The sequence below is a fragment of the Legionella pneumophila subsp. fraseri genome (genome assembly GCF_000586315.1).
GTDB classification, from domain to species: Bacteria; Pseudomonadota; Gammaproteobacteria; order Legionellales; family Legionellaceae; genus Legionella; species Legionella pneumophila_B.
In genome coordinates this window covers 1-16,174 of sequence record NZ_JFIM01000015.1, presented here as the reverse complement: position 1 = coordinate 16,174, position 16,174 = coordinate 1, and the positions used below count along the sequence as shown (strand labels likewise).

Here is a 16,174-nt window from a genome sequence, read left to right as displayed (position 1 = left end):
CAATTATTAATAGTACTTTTACTGTTTAATCTGCAATTTCTTCTAAAGCACTGGCAGCCCATTTCTCTATCTGTTTCCTGAATTTTGCTCTGGAAGGTAATAGCCTTATATTTTTAAAAAGTTTCTCTCTTATTTCTTCACTATTCACACCAGAATCAATCATTAATTGTCCAAATATTGCGGGGTCACTTGTACCCTCACCAAATTTTTCTTCGACAATTTGCGAACGAAACTTAAAACTTCTATATATATTCTGTGCACTGGATTTATATCCAGTATCATTGGTAATAGCACAAAAAAGAACGTGGCATAAGCTATTCAGTTCAGCCTGAGTTAATTCTGGCAGGTAGATCAAAGTACCTCCACCATAACCACCAACTCCTACTGATTCAACAAAAAAGCATTGCGCACAGAAACAGCAAGCTGTAACTAAATTTGACAACCTATTGTTTGTATAGTCGCCATCCAGATTCACGATGTCTTGGTATAAACGCGCTTGGAACCCGCAGAATTGGCAAGTATACCTATCTCGCTGAAAGATTTTTTGCTCATAGGATTTAAATCGCTCATCAATTTTTCTGGCTGAATATAAACGCCAGGAACCTGGTGAGGCAATTAGTTTTAGCTCACATCGTTGCTGATTATCCGCCATATTTTTGGTTCACATTTAGTCAATTTTCAAAAAATTATGTGTTGTATCTTTAACTGCTGCTGCAGTCAGCTTAAGAATACTTGACCATATTAATAGAGACAATCATTTAAACTTACTATTTAACACAATAAAAAGTCTATAAATTAAATTGGGTAAAGCGGTATTATCTTTACCCAAATAATATAAATAATCTCTCTGATTAATTAGTCTTATATATTGTTCCAGTAGGTCCAGCTGTTTTACCACCACTACCACCGAACATGGTTACGCCTGCTACTCCCAAAATAGAAGGAAGGAACAATAATGCAGCAGCAATAAATATCAAGGCAATTGGTGTTCCAATTGGAATTTGAGTAGGATTATCCTTATGCTGCTTAAATTTCATAATCGCACCAATAGAAAAACCCAAGCCAGCCAAATAAGAACCCGCTGTAATCAATTTAGTAAGACTGGTAAATGAACCCGTAATTTGTGATGCCATTTTACCTAGCGATACACCTGCCGCAGCATCCTGACATATTAGGGTCAATAAAGCCAAACAAACTGCACTTACAAGCCAGTGTTTATAACCTGATTTATGGATAACCTTAATGTTCACAATTCTCTCCTATTTTTGAATTATTTAAGTACCATATAAAGTATTGTTAATCATATCAATCGTACCAACAATATTTATTGCCAATATCCCGCCAAATACATGAATCAAACCTTTACCTGTACCTCCTGGAGGTTGCCCCTGCGACGCGGAACGCGCAATTAATACCCACCCTCTTACAAATGCAATTAAACCAATAACCCGGATAATCATCACCAAAGGTCTGCCTACAAGACTGCCACTACCAAATAATGCAGTTATAGTATCACTTCCACTACTCACACCTCCTGAATAGGACAGGGGACTACTATAACCAAATGTTGTTTGCAGTACGGATGAAACCAGTGATGGGAAATAGATAAGCAATGCGCCTACCAATAAATATATCACCGGTTCTTTGATGCTCGTATTGCTCGACATCATCGTTCTGGCTTCTCCATAAACCTTTAAGCTATAAATTGCCTTAAATATAAAAGCACACCCAATCAAATAAGCGCCTCCAGTAATCAGCCTTTGAACAGGCTCCAACTGATTAGCAACATTAGCTAATATGTTAGCTTGACTCACTATCCAGCATGATACTGTGCCGCCAGTACAAGTCGGATCAGCCATATACGCCTCAACTATCTTCTTGACTAAACTTAATCACTTGTCCAGAACTTGTTAAAATACGACCTTGCAAAGAATCAATTAATTTAACTATTCCATATCCAGGAATTTTTGATCCCTCTCTAACTGTAAGTGTAGAACCATTTGAGCCAATTAGCCAAGCCCGACCTGGAATTACTGCTTGTATATAATAAATAACTCTTGCTGCAACTGCTGGTCGAGATATTTTTACAACTTTCTTAGGCGTTGTGCGTACCATTAAGACATTAATAACTTCTGATTGTCTTGCTATTTGGTTTGACATATTACCAATAATTTGATTCAGATTTACAATTTGAGCGTTTAAATTTTTAATATTATTGTTGACTGCATTGATTTGTTCACTAAGTGCATTGACCTCAGAACGAAGACTCTGTTGTGACATTTCTATTGCTGAAACTTTTTTCTTTAGATCCGAGTCATCCTCAACAACAGTCGTAGGTTGAACTTGTTGTATGGGAGTTGTTGGTATTGTTTGGACAGGTTGGGGCGTTGCTACCTGAGTCACTGGGGGAATTGCCGGTTGTGAGGTTACTTGTTTGGATTTATCTGAGAAAAACATCCAACCAATAATTTTATACATAACCATTATAAAAATAACCACCCCAATAGCAATGAGAGCGTTTCGTTTAATATCTTTTTTCCTTGTTAATCCTTCTTTTCCCGATTGATACGAAGCTTGTGAATCGAGATCCGATTCACCCGCCTGATCCATATCGTATGAATCAAGTTCTGCAAATTTATATTCATCATTATTTTGATCGTGCTCTGCCATCATTATCCGCCATCAAATTAAATTGTTGTAACATCCTGGGTAAATAAAATACCCAAACCTGTACCAGAATAAACTTCCACAGTTGTTGGTGTATTAAACAATTGTTGCGCCTGTTGACTCCATGCCTTTCCAACGGTAGCCAATCCTATAACCGCATTTTCCAACGTTGAGCGACCAACGCCATTGGCTACAGTAATATTATTGCCACCACCAGTACCACCAATGGTGATTGTTGTGTTTGCTGACTGGAAGGCATTTCCAAATCCTTGTAAGAAGGATGAAGCAAATAAAGAACCATATCGCATTAAATAGTGATGATTGGTTCTACTGGATAAGGCTGTTCTTGCTGTATTTGGATCAATTGCATAAGCCGAGATCGATATAGTCTTTTCTGCTCCTGGAACTGACATGGTATTAAAGGTAATCACCATCTTGTCCGCATTAGACGGTAAGTTGAAGCTTCCTATTAATTTTGAGCCTTTTAGCTTGCCAGTAACAATAGTTGCCAATATTGGGCCAGGTTCATCACTATTTACCGAGGTATCCAGAACGGCAAACATAATATCACCTGTTTTGATAATAGCCTGATTCTGAGCACCACTTGCGCCTTGCTCTACTGGCTGATTATTTGCACCTGTGCCGGTTCCTGGAACCGTGCTTTCACCACCAGATGTCTTTGTTTCTTCTGTACCTTCTGTATACACCTGGGTTTCAACTTGCTTCCAGTCTTGAACCAACTGAGTCGCTGCCGTGAGCATGTCAGAAGTTCTTTGTTGAATTTCTTGCTGATATTTTTGTTCAGCCAATTGCTCATTTTGCTTTTGCAAAATGGCTTGAAGTTGCTCAGCGCTAGAAGCCGCATCGCTGGTTGTGGCCCTTGGAGTTGCGCCAGGAATTGAGGGAATTCCTGTAATGCTTGAGTCGAGTTGTTGCAAATCAGGACCTTGTAATCCTGCAACAGCCGACTCTTGTGGAGAAAATCCAGCATTTCTCAGTTCAGCTGAGGTAAATCCGGCTTTTTTCAGTTCATCTGCGGAATAACCAGCATTCTTTAACTCCGAGGCACTAAAGCCCGCATTTTCAATTCTGAGGCGCTAAAACCGGCATCTTTCAATTCTTTCGCACTAAAACCGGCCGCTTTTAATTCAGCTGCGGTAAAACCAGCATCTTTCAATTCTTTTGCGTCAAATCCTGCTGCTTTTAATTCTGCGGCAGAAAAACCAGCATCTTTTAGATCTTTTGCAGAAAACCCAGCAGCCTTAAGCTGTGCAGCTGTGAATCCTGCTGCTTTTAATTCCGCAGCAGAAAAACCAGCGTCTTTTAGGTCTTTTGCGCTAAAACCAGCATCTTTTAATTCCTGAGCGGAGAATCCTGCATCACGTAATTCCTTTGCTGTAAAACCGGCATCCTTTAAGTCTTTCGCGCTAAAACCGGCCGCTTTTAACTCAGCTGCAGTAAACCCGGCATCTTTCAGCTCTTTTGCAGTATAGCCTGCTGCTTTCAATGCGGCCGCAGAACATCCTAATGTTTGCTTTATTGTCAAAGCACTGACACCAGCTGCCCTCGCTTTTTTTAATGACTCCACACTGCAATCTGCAACACGCCCATCTGCAATAATGGATGCAGGATTTAACCCTGCATCTTCCAACTGCTTTGGTGTAAATCCTGCTGCAAGCAGTTCTTGAGGTGTAAATCCTGCATCAAGCAAAGATTGTGCATCATACCCTGCATCTTTTAATGCTTGCGCACTGCACCCATTGAGTTCTTTAATACGTTTGGCAGATACACCCGCAGATAATAATTTTTTCAGTTTCTCAGGATCGCAGCCAGCAGCCTTTATGTCCGCATCACTCACAGGAGTGGCTGCGCTGATTTGAGCTGGAGTAAATCCTGCATTCGCCAAATCCGCATCAGTAAATCCGGCAGCTTTCAGGGCTTGTGCGCTACATCCTGCGTATTGTCTGATTAAGGCAGCACTAACCCCTGCTTCCCTTTCCTTTTTCAAAGTCTCCACATCACAACCGGCATTCTTAACATCTTGCGGAGTAATTCCAGGTGGAAGCTCTGCCTGAGCAGCCTTAATTTGAGCAGCAGAAAAGCCTGCTTTAGCAAGATCGGCCGGTGTAAATCCCGCATTTAACAAATCTCTTGCAGTAAATCCAGCATCTTTTAATTCTGCAGCAGAAAAGCCCGCTCGTTTTAAGTCCGCGGCACTGAAACCCGCATCTTTTAATTCTTTAGCAGTATAACCTGCTGCTTTCAACTGCTCAGCGGTACAGCCACTTATTTTTCTAATCGCAGACGCGCTAACCCCTGCCTGACGTAATTTGGCCAATGCAGCAGCTCCACATCCTGCTTTGCGCACATCATCCGCAGTTATACCATCTGGTAAGCCACTTGCTTTTGCAATTTCAGCATCAGAGAACCCTGCTCCTTTTAATTCCCCATCTGAAAAACCTCCATCTTTCATTTCTTGGGCTGTAAAGCCTGCATTGCGTAATTCACAAGCATCAAACCCACAATTTCTTAGTCGACCTGCACTATAACCGGCCTCCTTCAACTGCCTCGCATTATAACCAGCGGCTTTTAACTCTTTACATTCACAGACCTGCTCTAATTCTTGCAAACCGTAGCCACTATCTTTTAACTGCACACAACTACAAGCAGCTTTCAAATCAGTTAATTGAGCCCCCTGATTCACAACTTTTGTAATTACAGATTTGCTACAACCACCATCCTGTAACTGTTGTATCCATAAACTTCGCTGAGGGCCACCTAACTCTTCTTGTGCCAAAGCAGCAAAACCTACTCCACTTTGGGAGCCAATAACACCAACTCCTTCTCCCAATGCTTGAGTACGGATGATCGTTGGAATTGCACTCCCGCCTGTTTTTTCAGCAATTTCTGCTTGGGTTACATTTTGTTCTTCTTGTAATTTGGCATATTGAGCAGTTGGATCCAAAACTCCTGGAATAGATTGAATTCCTCCTGGCACAGTAGAAACTTCAGCTGCGGCAATAGAACCGGTAGTAGCACTTCTTATTTTTAAAAACCCTATTACTACCGCGATAATTAATAAAGCTGCTGTAAAAATGATAATCACTCGAGTCCGAGTATTGGAAAACAGTGATTTTAGATTTTCTTTTTTGCTCGCCATTTGCTTATAACCCTTCTACCTTGAGTTGCATGACTTTTCCATGCCAAGACACTAATAAAACCGGAGACTTTTGCATTTCGTAAGCATGCGTTCCATCTGCGCTAGTCATACTGGCTAACCAGCCCGGCGACAATATAGTGAGATTCGTTCTAACATACATTTTTTCATTAGATAACCAAGCTCGAGCATCTCCGCCACTAACCACCAGACGCCTACTACCGGGCGGAGGAACACCTTCTAACACATGAAGAAGTAAATCATTAGCTGATGGAGGAATACCTTCTTCAGTTGGCATACTTTTAGCGTTGGGGCCATAACCTTGAACTCGCAAATCCACTCGATAATCCACCGCTTTCTGTCCGGGTATAAGAGTAAGCATGACAGGAGTATTTAATCCTCTTAACCGTACTGCCAAATTACCATAGTTATATAGCTTCGTAGCTTGAATCATTAATGTATTACTGGTTTTATCCCATTGAATATTAAATGAAGAAGGATCTCCCAAATCATATGCAGCGATAGGCCAGGGAGCTCCTGTTGAATCCAGGAACACTAAAGAAGACACAAAACCTTGTGATAATCTTATTACTGGTGGTGTTGAGCCTGGAGACAAATTAACAAATTGTGATGTCGCTGTAGGTTTAGGTGGGGTGCCTGGCGTTGCAGCTTTTGCATACTCAGAAGTTTCGTAGATTTGTTTTAATCGGACTACTTGCTCAGGATTTAACGGATATAAATTACGTGTCATATCCTTAAAGGCCTTTTTATCAATAACTTCGGCATCATCTTGACTAATTATCTGACCCTCACCACCGGCATTTTGAGTTTGATTTGCGGCAGGAGTATTGGTTTGTCCAGCTTGATTAGACTGTTGTGTTGCATCAGAAGCGGCATTGTCACCTCCATCACCAGCTCCTAACTGTACATCAGGAGCAGGATTTTGTGATAATTTCTGCTGTAGCATACGCAGTTGCTGCAGCGCTTGCTGAGCATCATCTGACTGATCAGCCGCATAGCCACTGCATGACATACTGAACGTCAAACTAATCACCAAACAATATTTACATAATTGATAATATTTCTTCATCACTAGGATACCCCACCGCTGGCAGGTCCAACAACAAATTGTGAAATACCTATTCCTCTAGGTGAATTCAACGTTGAAACTCTGGTTATCAGCATCGTTACTACGTTATTTTGTTGTGTAAATTCACTGGCGCTTTGATAGGTCACTAATATTGGCATCTGCACTCTCCAGGAATACCTGCCATTGAGCACTCCTTTTTGCAAAATGATCGGGGCTCGAGTTGCTACCGCTGAAACAACCAATTTTTTCGCTTTAACCGCATCAAGGTTATTGGATTGCTCTAATGCACCTAAAAACTGATCCCAACCTTCCGCCGTAAAAAAGCCAGAAGAAGCCTGTAACTCATCGCGATAATTTACGAAATTATAGGTAAATGCTGCAATTGCTGCCTGATTGGCCCACTGCAGTACAGCTGAGTCTGATTGGTTTGGTTCATCCAAAGGGAATAAAGGGGTAATACGCCCATTAATACTTGTTGCAAAGTACTTTGGAGCGGGGGGATGAGTAATCATATAGACGACAAGTGACGCCAAGACCACATTTACCAGAATAGCAATCAATAACGCCAATATGACTTTGCGCTGGCTATCTTTATAAAACTTATTTCTTAAGGCAACTACAGTTAAGGCATCTTCAGCCATAATATCCTCTAAAATTATTGCGGTATAATCCTTTGTGAATCGTCATCTGGTGGATCCGGCGGGAGCAATGCCTCAGATGACATATTAGGAGTCGACATGGGCTTAAGCTGGATAGGAGGAGTTATGCCGCTGGTTGCATAAAAATCTCGCTCAGGTTCATGCATATGAACATAATAAATCAATCCAGATAACCCACAATTCAATCCAAGAGAAAGAATTAGCAGTGTTAAGCCGCGTCTGTAAATATGGACATTAAAATTCTTATTTCGTTTTATTAAAGCCCATGTTTCTCGACTCATTTTTACCTCAATTATGCCACAGCCCGCCTAAATGTGATCTCCACCCTGGCATTGGGTGACCTATCACCACCAAGAGTATAACTAGTTATAGGTTTATCACTACCTAACCCTTGTGTAAAGATGATTCTGCTATCAACCCCCTGAGACCATAGATATTCACTCACAACTCTTGATCTCGCCAACGTCAAAGCTCTCTCTCTTTTTACCGACACATATTTACTACTGTAACTGGTTACCGTTATTGCAATTTTGCGAAATTGTTTAAGAAACGTTGCGATCTCATTTAAAAGGCTATAGGAAGCCCAATGTAACCGAGGAGATTGATCAGCAAACAAAGCACTTGCAGGTATACTAATTAAATAATTTTGGCCTACTGATGCAACTTTAATCCCTTTTTTATTCAAATCGGTCATCATTTTTATTATTGTTGCATCACATGCGCCATCAACACGGCATGGTAATTTGGGTACTTCATTCTCAGAGATATAACCAGAACGATGACAAGCACTCAGAAATAATAAGAAAAATAATCCGGTTGTTTTAAACAATACATAGATGTAGTTAGTACGAAGTGATCTCACCTGTTATCCCCATCTTTGAAAATAGACTAATTGTGTTATCTATGTCTAACTATCTCAAACATTCCATTTGATAATAAAAACATACAAATCATTACGTTACAATGAATTTAATAAAATTACCATTTTTTTAAATAATTTATTTATTTAAGATGGGCTTGACTAATTAAGACAAATCAACATATGCCAAATTAGGCTGTGGATATATTGATAATTACCCTGTAAATGCAGAATACAAAAAGCGCTCCGTGAGAGAAATCAGGCAAATGATCAAATTGATAAATAAAATTCTAAAGAAATAATATCACTCCTCAGGTTATTAAACGTAGAGTACCTTAAAAAAGAACTTTGTTCATACCCAAGATTTACACCATTTCCAAAACAATTTTCGGTTGATCGTTATGTTAATTCCTCTGCAGCCTTTTTATTGGCTTTCTCACGTTCTGCGGAAATTTTAGCTGATAAATCTCTTATAATACCAGTAAGTTCTTGGGCATCAAGCACATCCCGTTCTTCAGGAGGATAACTGGTTGCTATTTGAAAATCTTTGATTAATTCATTAGCTACTGTCCCTGCGTATTTGTCTTTAGCCCCTGCCAAACGCTCAATCGTTATCATTTGATTTCTTGTTTCATTAATAGGTAATAATGGCTCAGAAAAAGCTTCTTTGTCAGCAACTAATATTGGAGGAGCGTCAGGGTCAATTCGTAGTTTGCTGAAAATAGTTAATGCCCCTTCAACTTCTTCCTCTACAATATCTTCCACAGGCTCTGGTTCATTTTGACCATGGAATGCAATTAAAGCAGCAACACCTCGTTCAATAGGCTCTACGATAGTCGATTCTTTTAATGCCTTGCTAATGAGAGTGATTTCTTCATTCTCAACTGTCTTATTGATACTCAAGTCACCACTTTCAAGAATGCTCTGGAAAGATGCCAATTGTTTCTGTAGCTTCACTAAATAATCATCTGGCGGTGGTTCTACTTTTAAAAACTGGTTAATTTTTAATTGCTTAACCGGTTTAGGATTGGCATAAAACATGCGGGCACGAACAATTTTAGATTTGAAAAATATATGCGCCTCACCTTCGGTTTGTTCTTTTAAATCCAGGAGATCTACCCGAGCTCTCTTTTCAAAAGAAGAGCTTTTAGTATCCATATAACTATTGGCTATACTGGTTTCTTTGGTTTGAAACGAATCCACTTTTGTAACATAAGCTTCACCCGCAGTTTTAGTGAAAAAATCCCAAGTTTCGGTGGGATCTTCCAGTTTCATACATATTTTAATGTTTGTATTTGCTCCGATGGAAGCTGCCTCTTCTTTAGATGCTTTTTGGAATGCAGGCAAATCTTGCCCAGCAAAAATAGCAGAAAACCCTAGCGAACGGGCTTGCGCAGGTACTACCGCAAAACCTTGCACTGCGTAATATCCATACTCATCAAGAATACACATATAAGGAGTCGGCGCATTCGTGGGTTTTCTTAGAATAACATCACGATAATCACCTTCTACTTCTTCACCTAAACCAGCCGCCATCATAGCTTTTAGTGACGAAACAATAATCTTGCCAAGGTTAGATAATTCATCCGGTGATTTTTCCAGAGCCGGTAATAAAACCACTAATATGCGTCTATTGAGTACCACATCTTTAAAATCGACTTCTGCTAAATTGGTACGAATAATGTGACCATAAGTATCTGCCAGAGAAGAGAAACTTCGTACAAGCTGCATGGTAATAAAACCATGTTGCTCCAAAACTTGTGATACCTGTTTCCCCTTTTTCTCCTTATTATACCCCGGCAAGGTATTTAAATAGTTTCTTAAAGGATCTGTTACCAGTTTTGGAATGGTTTCAATATTGACGCTTTCTTGATCATCTCTGGGAAAAACTTTATCAATTACAATAGATTCCAATCTTTGCAGATCAAAGTAATTTCGAATAGTATTCGCATCAAGGAGAATTGCGCCTTCATCACGCATATACACCAATAAACGCATTAATGCTTCTACGAAAGCTATGGCTCGACCCTTCCACATATCACCATCAGAGGATTGGCCTGAAGACCCCATCAGACTGACTACCAACTGGGTTAGCATGCTGGAAGAACCTTGGCAGAATGGATTTAGTGTATTGGAAAGTCTTTTTTCCTGTGGGCCAACAATATCACGGGCTCCGGTCATGAAGTTGATTAAGAGCAAATCATCTTCACGTCCCATACTCCTCACCATAGAAAACACTTTAGCATACAGGGAGTTATCTCCTTTACCATCGACATAAATAAACCCACTCCCCTGTACCAGGGCATTATATGACAGCGAAACCAAAGTTTCTGTTTTACCACTACCTGTTGAACCGAAAATTAACGCATGTGTACGCATATCATCGTTAGCAAACCAAAGTTCCTCACCAGTCTTTCTGTCATTACCAAAAAAGGTAATGCCTCGAGCTATATTCGGTTTATTAATACCCGGTTTCAGATCATTGTAATCCTTCGCGCGCGAAATTTGTGGCAATCGAAAAGGCAACTTTTGCTTTCGGGTATAACTATAAAGAAAAAATATGCTCCCCATAATCAGCAAAAATGTTGCTGCTTCAGAGAAATAATATGAAACGGCAGCCAAAGAGATAAGAACAATGGAAATATTTGTCGGATCTGCAAAAAAATCTGCCAACCGTTGCGTAAAGGTACGTGTATCCCTAAGTAAAAGGGTTGGATCTAATTCATGACGAGAATCAATACCCCGCATCATGGCTCTAACTCCTCCATTTGACGTGGTGATAATTTCACTTCTTTTACTGCAATTTCCAAAGCTCTAATCGCCTCATCTATCATTGGCACCAAAGAACGCCGTCCCATTTCCTTTTCAGCTTTCCAATGTGCGAAAGGACCTGCAACTTCAGAGTATGGAGTTTGCCTGCCTACGCAATTCAACATATACCATAAACGTCTATCCACAGGTTTGAGCCATAAAAACTCTGAACTGGGAACCACACCATCTTCTCGTGCTGCTTCAAGCAAAGAAGCAATCACTGTGAGCACATAAGCATGCTTGGCTACTACTTCCTGTACCAACTCTGTGTTTTGGTATTTTTTCATTACTGGTCTTGCAACAGAAAAATCTGGTTTCCCATCCACAAATGTTTTATCTAACACTTTAAGAATATTATTCGCTGCATCTCTGTCCCTATTCATTCGTGCCATAAATACAGCCGACAATGCGTAAGCCTGGGGAGAGCAGCGTTCAAAACCATCCCAATAAGGACCCAATTGCATGGTAAAGACTCGTTTGGCATCGCCACGGCGAATTCCCGCTGTCATCTCTTGGCCAGGCACAGGATTATCCAGTAAGGCGTCGTCCTTTCTCAATAAATTATATTTTCGCGCAAATTCCATGGGCGTTAAAGCCATGGCCCAAGGACCTTTATTAACGTCTTGACTGACCAGATCCTCTTTAATTATCGGCATGATAGCAGGCCAGTTAAATTGTTCCTGAGCGCGTAAGCTTTTCATATCATAGGTTTTGCGATATTTTAAAGTCACATTTGAGTTATAAAGAACAAAGGCTAACACTACCAGGATACAAATAACCGGGTAACGCATGTAATCACCGACCGCGCGCATCACAGTCACCATTTGATCCCAATTGACCGTGTTAGGATCAAGCGTTTGCATCAGATAGATTTGGTTGGCCAAGAGTTGATTATTTAAAAACAAATTAACTAATCTTGCTTGCCAGATATTGATAGTGAATACAAAACTGACAATGTACTGATGAGCCAGCGCCCAAATAAAATAAGCAGTAATAAATAACAGTATGACTATCCATACTGGCGCCATGGAATTATCTGAACCGGATTGCTGCTGTTGTTGTGCCATCTCTATATGCAATGATTAATAGATTCTATATATCAAGTATATACTGCTCGGAGATATTTTTGCGAGATTTTCGTGTACTATATCACAAATAAGAATGCAGGGATGATTTAATAAAGCGTCAAGACAGTTAGAGTAGAAATAAATTTCTAACACACTTGAAAGCATTGCAAGAAAAACGAAACGGCCTATCCATTTTTAATTAAACGACCATTAGAGTATCGATATACGCCACTCACATGGACAAAGCGGCTGATGTTTTCCAAACTGATAGATTTATCCTTAAGCGTTAATAACGGTTTACCTAATTTATCTACCGGAGCCTTATCAGCAGATAAATGCAAGATGTCTGATTGATTGATATAGATTGACACATAAGCTTCATTCTGTTTGTTTTCTTTTGTTTTTAATACCGCTTTTATGTCTTCTTCATCAGCATAAATAGGTCGTGAAATCATTTGTCGGGGCAAACTTCCCACTATTTTCTCCCAGGATTGAATATTATTTCCATCTGAGGAATATAATGAAACATAAATTTCCTGCTGACCACTCCGTAAGGCAATTCGATTTGCTAAATGAGACTCTGCTTTTAACTTAGCCTGGCTGGCAGCACCTATCCGCTTTAAAAAACGATCTCGAATTGCAATTAACTTTTTACCAATTACCCTTAAGAAATTGGATTTATCCCATGGGCCTTTTTCAATAGCGTCATTTAAGGCCTTTAAAATAGTTTCTTTTTGTTCATCCGAGAGTTGATCTTTCATAACTTCAATACTTATGGGAACCAAGAATTAGGGGAAATATAAGAAAGTATAACAGTTTTTGTAAAAATCACTGAAATGAAATTAATCTTTCAAGAAGATAATTTGAAACCACGTTCCTCATGACTTGGTTGCTCAGACGATTTTTCAGGTTCAGTAGCACCAAACATTCTTTCTGTCTTTGTGGTTAAACCCGGTTGATTTAAAGCGGCTCTCTCTACCTTTGTATTTAGCTCAGTTAACACTTCAACGGCATCGGTGTTATCCTTCCCTCCTGGATTAAAGCTAACAGCCTTTGCAACCGTTAGAATACAATCTTTTACTGGTGAAATAATTTCACTATAGACACTGCCAAGAGTAGCATCAGTTACATCAGTTTCACCTGTCTCTTTAACACGAGGTGGCGTATAAAAACCAAATGGATTTCGTGCACTGTCATCAGTATTATTACCCATTATTACCACTCCTGAGCTAAATCTCTTACTTTACATATATCAAAATATATCTTTCAATATATTCTGGTCCGATAAAACTTTCTATTTCTTTACAAACAACTAATCATACATTAACTCATCCAGGGGAGTATAATCACGGCTTGGCCCCCCTTGAATAAGCTCATTCATAACATCCGTCATACATAACAAACGTAATACATTCGGCGTCACTTCGTCAAAAACCACTCTAATACCTAATAACGCTCCTTCAGACTCGTCATAAGTGGCTCCCAATCCATAACCCAAACACAAGGAGCACAATTGATCCGCTCTCTTGGCAATGGCTGGTAGCAAACCCGTTTCTGAAAAAACCTCATCAAAACTTACAAATCTGTCATTCAGGTAAAATTTGGCATTCATGCTTGCTGCAATCTTTGCCATACACTTGCTGATATCTCGTTCCATTTATCTCCACCAAGGTCTAGCAGATCTAATTGAACCAGCTAAAAAACTTCTGAGCCAGCGTAAAAAAACCGGGACAGTGAAACCATAATGTTCAATTATCCCAAAAAAAATTGCAGAAACTAAGACCAAAACACCTGTCCATACTCTTATATGCATTAGAAATAAAAATATAGGGAATGCCGCCCTCGCATCAACCACAAAAAACCGAGCGCTTCTTGCCGAGTCACGCCAGTGGCTCGTCGCTGAAAATCCACCTGCCATTTTTAAACCTCAAAAAATCATCTTTTAAAAAAAGTATATACTTAAAAAACAGCTTGTGCACGTTGATACTCTATAGAAACATAAAAAATCAGGATTAATTTTTACGCAATTGAACATTGCAAACACGAAGGGGTTACTCACCAATAGAAATCCCAAGTGTTAGTAACCAGGATTTAATCCATCGGAGAATGTTTTTTATTAGATGATATCCCTAACATATTAGATAAAATATTTTGCATATCGGGTTTCGCTTCTGGTTCAGCTTGAAGTTTTAACTGTGGAACAGTATCTGCTTCAGTTTGTTCAGTTTCAGCAATTTTATGACTGCTTAGCTCTTTGTTCCCTTGCATTTTAGCTAACATTTTGTAAGTACTGTGGATATCCATCTGAAAATCCCCTTTTAACAACTCTTACTTAAGGTACCACATACAAATTAAGGAATTATTAAGAGTTTGAAAAAAATCAAAAAAATTCTACAAGTATCAACTATTCCCCTTTATAAAATTTAGTTTCTTAATATTAAGTTAAGTATTTTACAATACAATACCATCTTGAAAATTATTATCAAATTAAAAGTTGCTTGATTAATGACAAACTGCAAAATTGGTAGCACTTTGATATTAAAACCCATTCTGGGATATAGTTGTTTTAATTTTTTTACAAGTGCCTTTATTTTAATTTTGTTTTCTATCCCGTTAACATCAGGCACATGTTGGGCAAAAAAAAGTGTAAATCACAATGAGGTTGCAATGAAAGGAAAAAGAGAATTTTTAAAACATGAATACTCCCCTGGCCATTGGTCAATTGATTATACTCGGGCAGGCACCTCAATCGCCGTTATCACTGTCCGAAATAAATATCATTACTCAGTGATTCTAAATCCCACTGATTGCAGAGGTTATCGTATCATCATTCGATACCTGAATGAGGGCGATTCAAGTCTTTCATCTGCTTTTAACCGTCCTTACACTGTATCTGAACAACGAGGATTGAATGACGTTGCCAGTCTCATGACCCAGGTTTATGAAAAATTAGGACTTATTGTACAATTTTCTCAACTGGGCAATAACTCCCAGTCTTTTGATAAAGAGACAGGAGTAACACTGATTGGAAGTGAGGAAGAACCGAGCATGCTTCATTTACATATGTGGGGCAGGGGCGACCCAGACATGGAATATATTGCCGGTGTTCCTCTTAGAGGACCAGAGCCTGGTTTGATGTTTGATTTAATTGCAAAGAATAAAACTCACCCTATTAACCAACATGCCATAAAATGGAATGAAGATGAGCTCAAAGCCTGTCTCGCCATGTTCAAACTTAAACTCGCTGAATACGTTAATTCACAAGAGTTTACTGAAGAGTTCGGCGATACTCTAAAAGTGACCATTCATGATAAAAAAGATATTAGCGAAGCAAAGGAAAGTAGTTTTGGTTTTTTTCATAAAATGAAATCTGCATCAGATGAAGTGACAACTTTGGATAAAACCTTAGAAACAAGAGATGATAAAATAAATCCCTTCGGATAATTTGTCAGATAAATATAAATATCATCTTGTACTTGAACTTCAGTCAGGAGCAGTATCAAAATTTCTGGATAAAGTTATTTTCAACCATAGACTCTTGAGTATTCCTTTCCACACACTAGTAGCAGATAACCAGATAACGAGATATACCTGCAGATTTTTAATGTTGAGTTCAATTTATCAACAGCTCAATCGATGTCTATAAAAAATTGATAGCTGTTTTTAATAGTGGTTAACACACCCATCCAAAGTCGAATTTACAGGACTTACGAAAAACTCCAAGGTCGAGGCAAAAAATGTTTTTAATGAGGGAGTTTAGATAAACTAAATGACCGAATTAAAAACATTTTTTAACGATGAGATTGGGGTTTATCGTAAGTCCTGCGTATTCCGGAGGACTTGATCACTAATTCCGTTAGGCAT

General features: G+C 39.2%; 16 protein-coding genes and 1 pseudogene. 1 reads left to right on the top strand and 16 read right to left on the bottom strand.

The features are described 5' to 3' along the window. Positions 1-25: 25 nt before the first annotated feature. From icmJ to CC34_RS0104400, 16 genes and pseudogenes are all read right to left on the bottom strand, one after another. Positions 26-652 (bottom strand): type IVB secretion system protein IcmJDotN, encoded by a 627-nt coding sequence (gene icmJ / locus CC34_RS0104475; protein ID WP_011214708.1) that lies wholly within the window; start codon positions 650-652, stop codon positions 26-28. Between the two features lie 199 nt (positions 653-851). Next, positions 852-1,250, bottom strand: coding sequence for a type IVB secretion system protein IcmD/DotP (gene icmD, locus CC34_RS0104470; RefSeq protein ID WP_027223527.1), 399 nt, complete (start codon positions 1,248-1,250; stop codon positions 852-854). A 24-nt stretch (positions 1,251-1,274) separates the two neighbouring features. After that, positions 1,275-1,859 (bottom strand): type IVB secretion system protein IcmC/DotE, encoded by a 585-nt coding sequence (gene icmC / locus CC34_RS0104465; protein ID WP_027228890.1) that lies wholly within the window; start codon positions 1,857-1,859, stop codon positions 1,275-1,277. A gap of 7 nt (positions 1,860-1,866) precedes the next feature. Beyond that, on the bottom strand, positions 1,867-2,673 hold the full coding sequence (gene icmG, locus CC34_RS0104460; RefSeq protein WP_028378015.1) for a type IVB secretion system protein IcmG/DotF: 807 nt from the start codon (positions 2,671-2,673) through the stop codon (positions 1,867-1,869). Between the two features lie 14 nt (positions 2,674-2,687). Further along, positions 2,688-5,827 (bottom strand): annotated as a pseudogene (gene dotG / locus CC34_RS01000000116150) (type IVB secretion system protein DotG/IcmE). A 4-nt stretch (positions 5,828-5,831) separates the two neighbouring features. Further along, on the bottom strand, positions 5,832-6,914 hold the full coding sequence (icmK, locus tag CC34_RS0104450; RefSeq protein WP_028378013.1) for a type IVB secretion system protein IcmK/DotH: 1,083 nt from the start codon (positions 6,912-6,914) through the stop codon (positions 5,832-5,834). 2 nt (positions 6,915-6,916) lie between these two features. After that, positions 6,917-7,555 carry a type IVB secretion system apparatus protein IcmL/DotI gene (locus CC34_RS0104445; RefSeq protein ID WP_027223522.1) on the bottom strand — a complete coding sequence of 213 codons (639 nt, stop codon included), beginning with the start codon at positions 7,553-7,555 and terminating at the stop codon, positions 6,917-6,919. Between the two features lie 14 nt (positions 7,556-7,569). Then, entirely contained in the window at positions 7,570-7,854 is a 285-nt protein-coding gene (gene icmM / locus CC34_RS0104440) for a type IVB secretion system protein IcmM/DotJ (RefSeq protein ID WP_027228894.1), read from the bottom strand. Between the two features lie 11 nt (positions 7,855-7,865). Further along, positions 7,866-8,435: a type IVB secretion system protein IcmN/DotK gene (icmN, locus tag CC34_RS0104435; RefSeq protein WP_027228895.1), complete on the bottom strand. Its 570-nt coding sequence runs from the start codon at positions 8,433-8,435 to the stop codon at positions 7,866-7,868. A gap of 396 nt (positions 8,436-8,831) precedes the next feature. Beyond that, entirely contained in the window at positions 8,832-11,183 is a 2,352-nt protein-coding gene (icmO, locus tag CC34_RS0104430) for a type IVB secretion system protein IcmO/DotL (RefSeq protein ID WP_028378012.1), read from the bottom strand. After that, positions 11,180-12,310: a type IVB secretion system coupling complex protein DotM/IcmP gene (icmP, locus tag CC34_RS0104425; protein ID WP_027228897.1), complete on the bottom strand. Its 1,131-nt coding sequence runs from the start codon at positions 12,308-12,310 to the stop codon at positions 11,180-11,182. Before icmP ends, icmO begins: the two co-directional genes overlap by 4 nt. A gap of 185 nt (positions 12,311-12,495) precedes the next feature. After that, positions 12,496-13,071: a Dot/Icm secretion system protein IcmQ gene (gene icmQ / locus CC34_RS0104420; protein ID WP_028379196.1), complete on the bottom strand. Its 576-nt coding sequence runs from the start codon at positions 13,069-13,071 to the stop codon at positions 12,496-12,498. A gap of 89 nt (positions 13,072-13,160) precedes the next feature. After that, a complete protein-coding gene (gene icmR / locus CC34_RS0104415; protein WP_027228899.1) occupies positions 13,161-13,523 on the bottom strand; it encodes a type IVB secretion system protein IcmR in 363 nt (120 codons plus the stop codon). 99 nt (positions 13,524-13,622) lie between these two features. Next, positions 13,623-13,967, bottom strand: a complete 345-nt coding sequence (gene icmS, locus CC34_RS0104410; RefSeq protein WP_010946191.1) for a type IVB secretion system protein IcmS — start codon at positions 13,965-13,967, stop codon at positions 13,623-13,625. Further along, positions 13,968-14,228 (bottom strand): type IVB secretion system protein IcmT, encoded by a 261-nt coding sequence (gene icmT, locus CC34_RS0104405; RefSeq protein ID WP_027264794.1) that lies wholly within the window; start codon positions 14,226-14,228, stop codon positions 13,968-13,970. 173 nt (positions 14,229-14,401) lie between these two features. Further along, positions 14,402-14,614 carry a hypothetical protein gene (locus tag CC34_RS0104400; RefSeq protein WP_027223515.1) on the bottom strand — a complete coding sequence of 71 codons (213 nt, stop codon included), beginning with the start codon at positions 14,612-14,614 and terminating at the stop codon, positions 14,402-14,404. 363 nt (positions 14,615-14,977) lie between these two features. On the opposite strand from CC34_RS0104400, the gene CC34_RS0104395 reads away from it, so the two are divergent. After that, positions 14,978-15,754 carry a hypothetical protein gene (locus CC34_RS0104395; protein WP_028379195.1) on the top strand — a complete coding sequence of 259 codons (777 nt, stop codon included), beginning with the start codon at positions 14,978-14,980 and terminating at the stop codon, positions 15,752-15,754. Positions 15,755-16,174: the final 420 nt, after the last annotated feature.

Excerpts from the sequence above, each read along its gene's own strand:
- icmG (WP_028378015.1), bottom strand. The coding sequence starts at position 2,673 with ATGATGGCAGAGCACGATCAAAATAATGATGAATATAAATTTGCAGAA.
- icmO (WP_028378012.1), bottom strand. The coding sequence starts at position 11,183 with ATGATGCGGGGTATTGATTCTCGTCATGAATTAGATCCAACCCTTTTA.
- icmR (WP_027228899.1), bottom strand. The coding sequence starts at position 13,523 with ATGGGTAATAATACTGATGACAGTGCACGAAATCCATTTGGTTTTTAT.
- icmJ (WP_011214708.1), bottom strand. The coding sequence starts at position 652 with ATGGCGGATAATCAGCAACGATGTGAGCTAAAACTAATTGCCTCACCA.
- icmS (WP_010946191.1), bottom strand. The coding sequence starts at position 13,967 with ATGGAACGAGATATCAGCAAGTGTATGGCAAAGATTGCAGCAAGCATG.
- icmT (WP_027264794.1), bottom strand. The coding sequence starts at position 14,228 with ATGGCAGGTGGATTTTCAGCGACGAGCCACTGGCGTGACTCGGCAAGA.
- icmM (WP_027228894.1), bottom strand. The coding sequence starts at position 7,854 with ATGAGTCGAGAAACATGGGCTTTAATAAAACGAAATAAGAATTTTAAT.
- CC34_RS0104400 (WP_027223515.1), bottom strand. The coding sequence starts at position 14,614 with ATGGATATCCACAGTACTTACAAAATGTTAGCTAAAATGCAAGGGAAC.
- CC34_RS0104445 (WP_027223522.1), bottom strand. The coding sequence starts at position 7,555 with ATGGCTGAAGATGCCTTAACTGTAGTTGCCTTAAGAAATAAGTTTTAT.
- CC34_RS0104395 (WP_028379195.1), top strand. The coding sequence starts at position 14,978 with ATGAAAGGAAAAAGAGAATTTTTAAAACATGAATACTCCCCTGGCCAT.
- icmK (WP_028378013.1), bottom strand. The coding sequence starts at position 6,914 with ATGAAGAAATATTATCAATTATGTAAATATTGTTTGGTGATTAGTTTG.
- icmC (WP_027228890.1), bottom strand. The coding sequence starts at position 1,859 with ATGGCTGATCCGACTTGTACTGGCGGCACAGTATCATGCTGGATAGTG.
- icmQ (WP_028379196.1), bottom strand. The coding sequence starts at position 13,071 with ATGAAAGATCAACTCTCGGATGAACAAAAAGAAACTATTTTAAAGGCC.
- icmP (WP_027228897.1), bottom strand. The coding sequence starts at position 12,310 with ATGGCACAACAACAGCAGCAATCCGGTTCAGATAATTCCATGGCGCCA.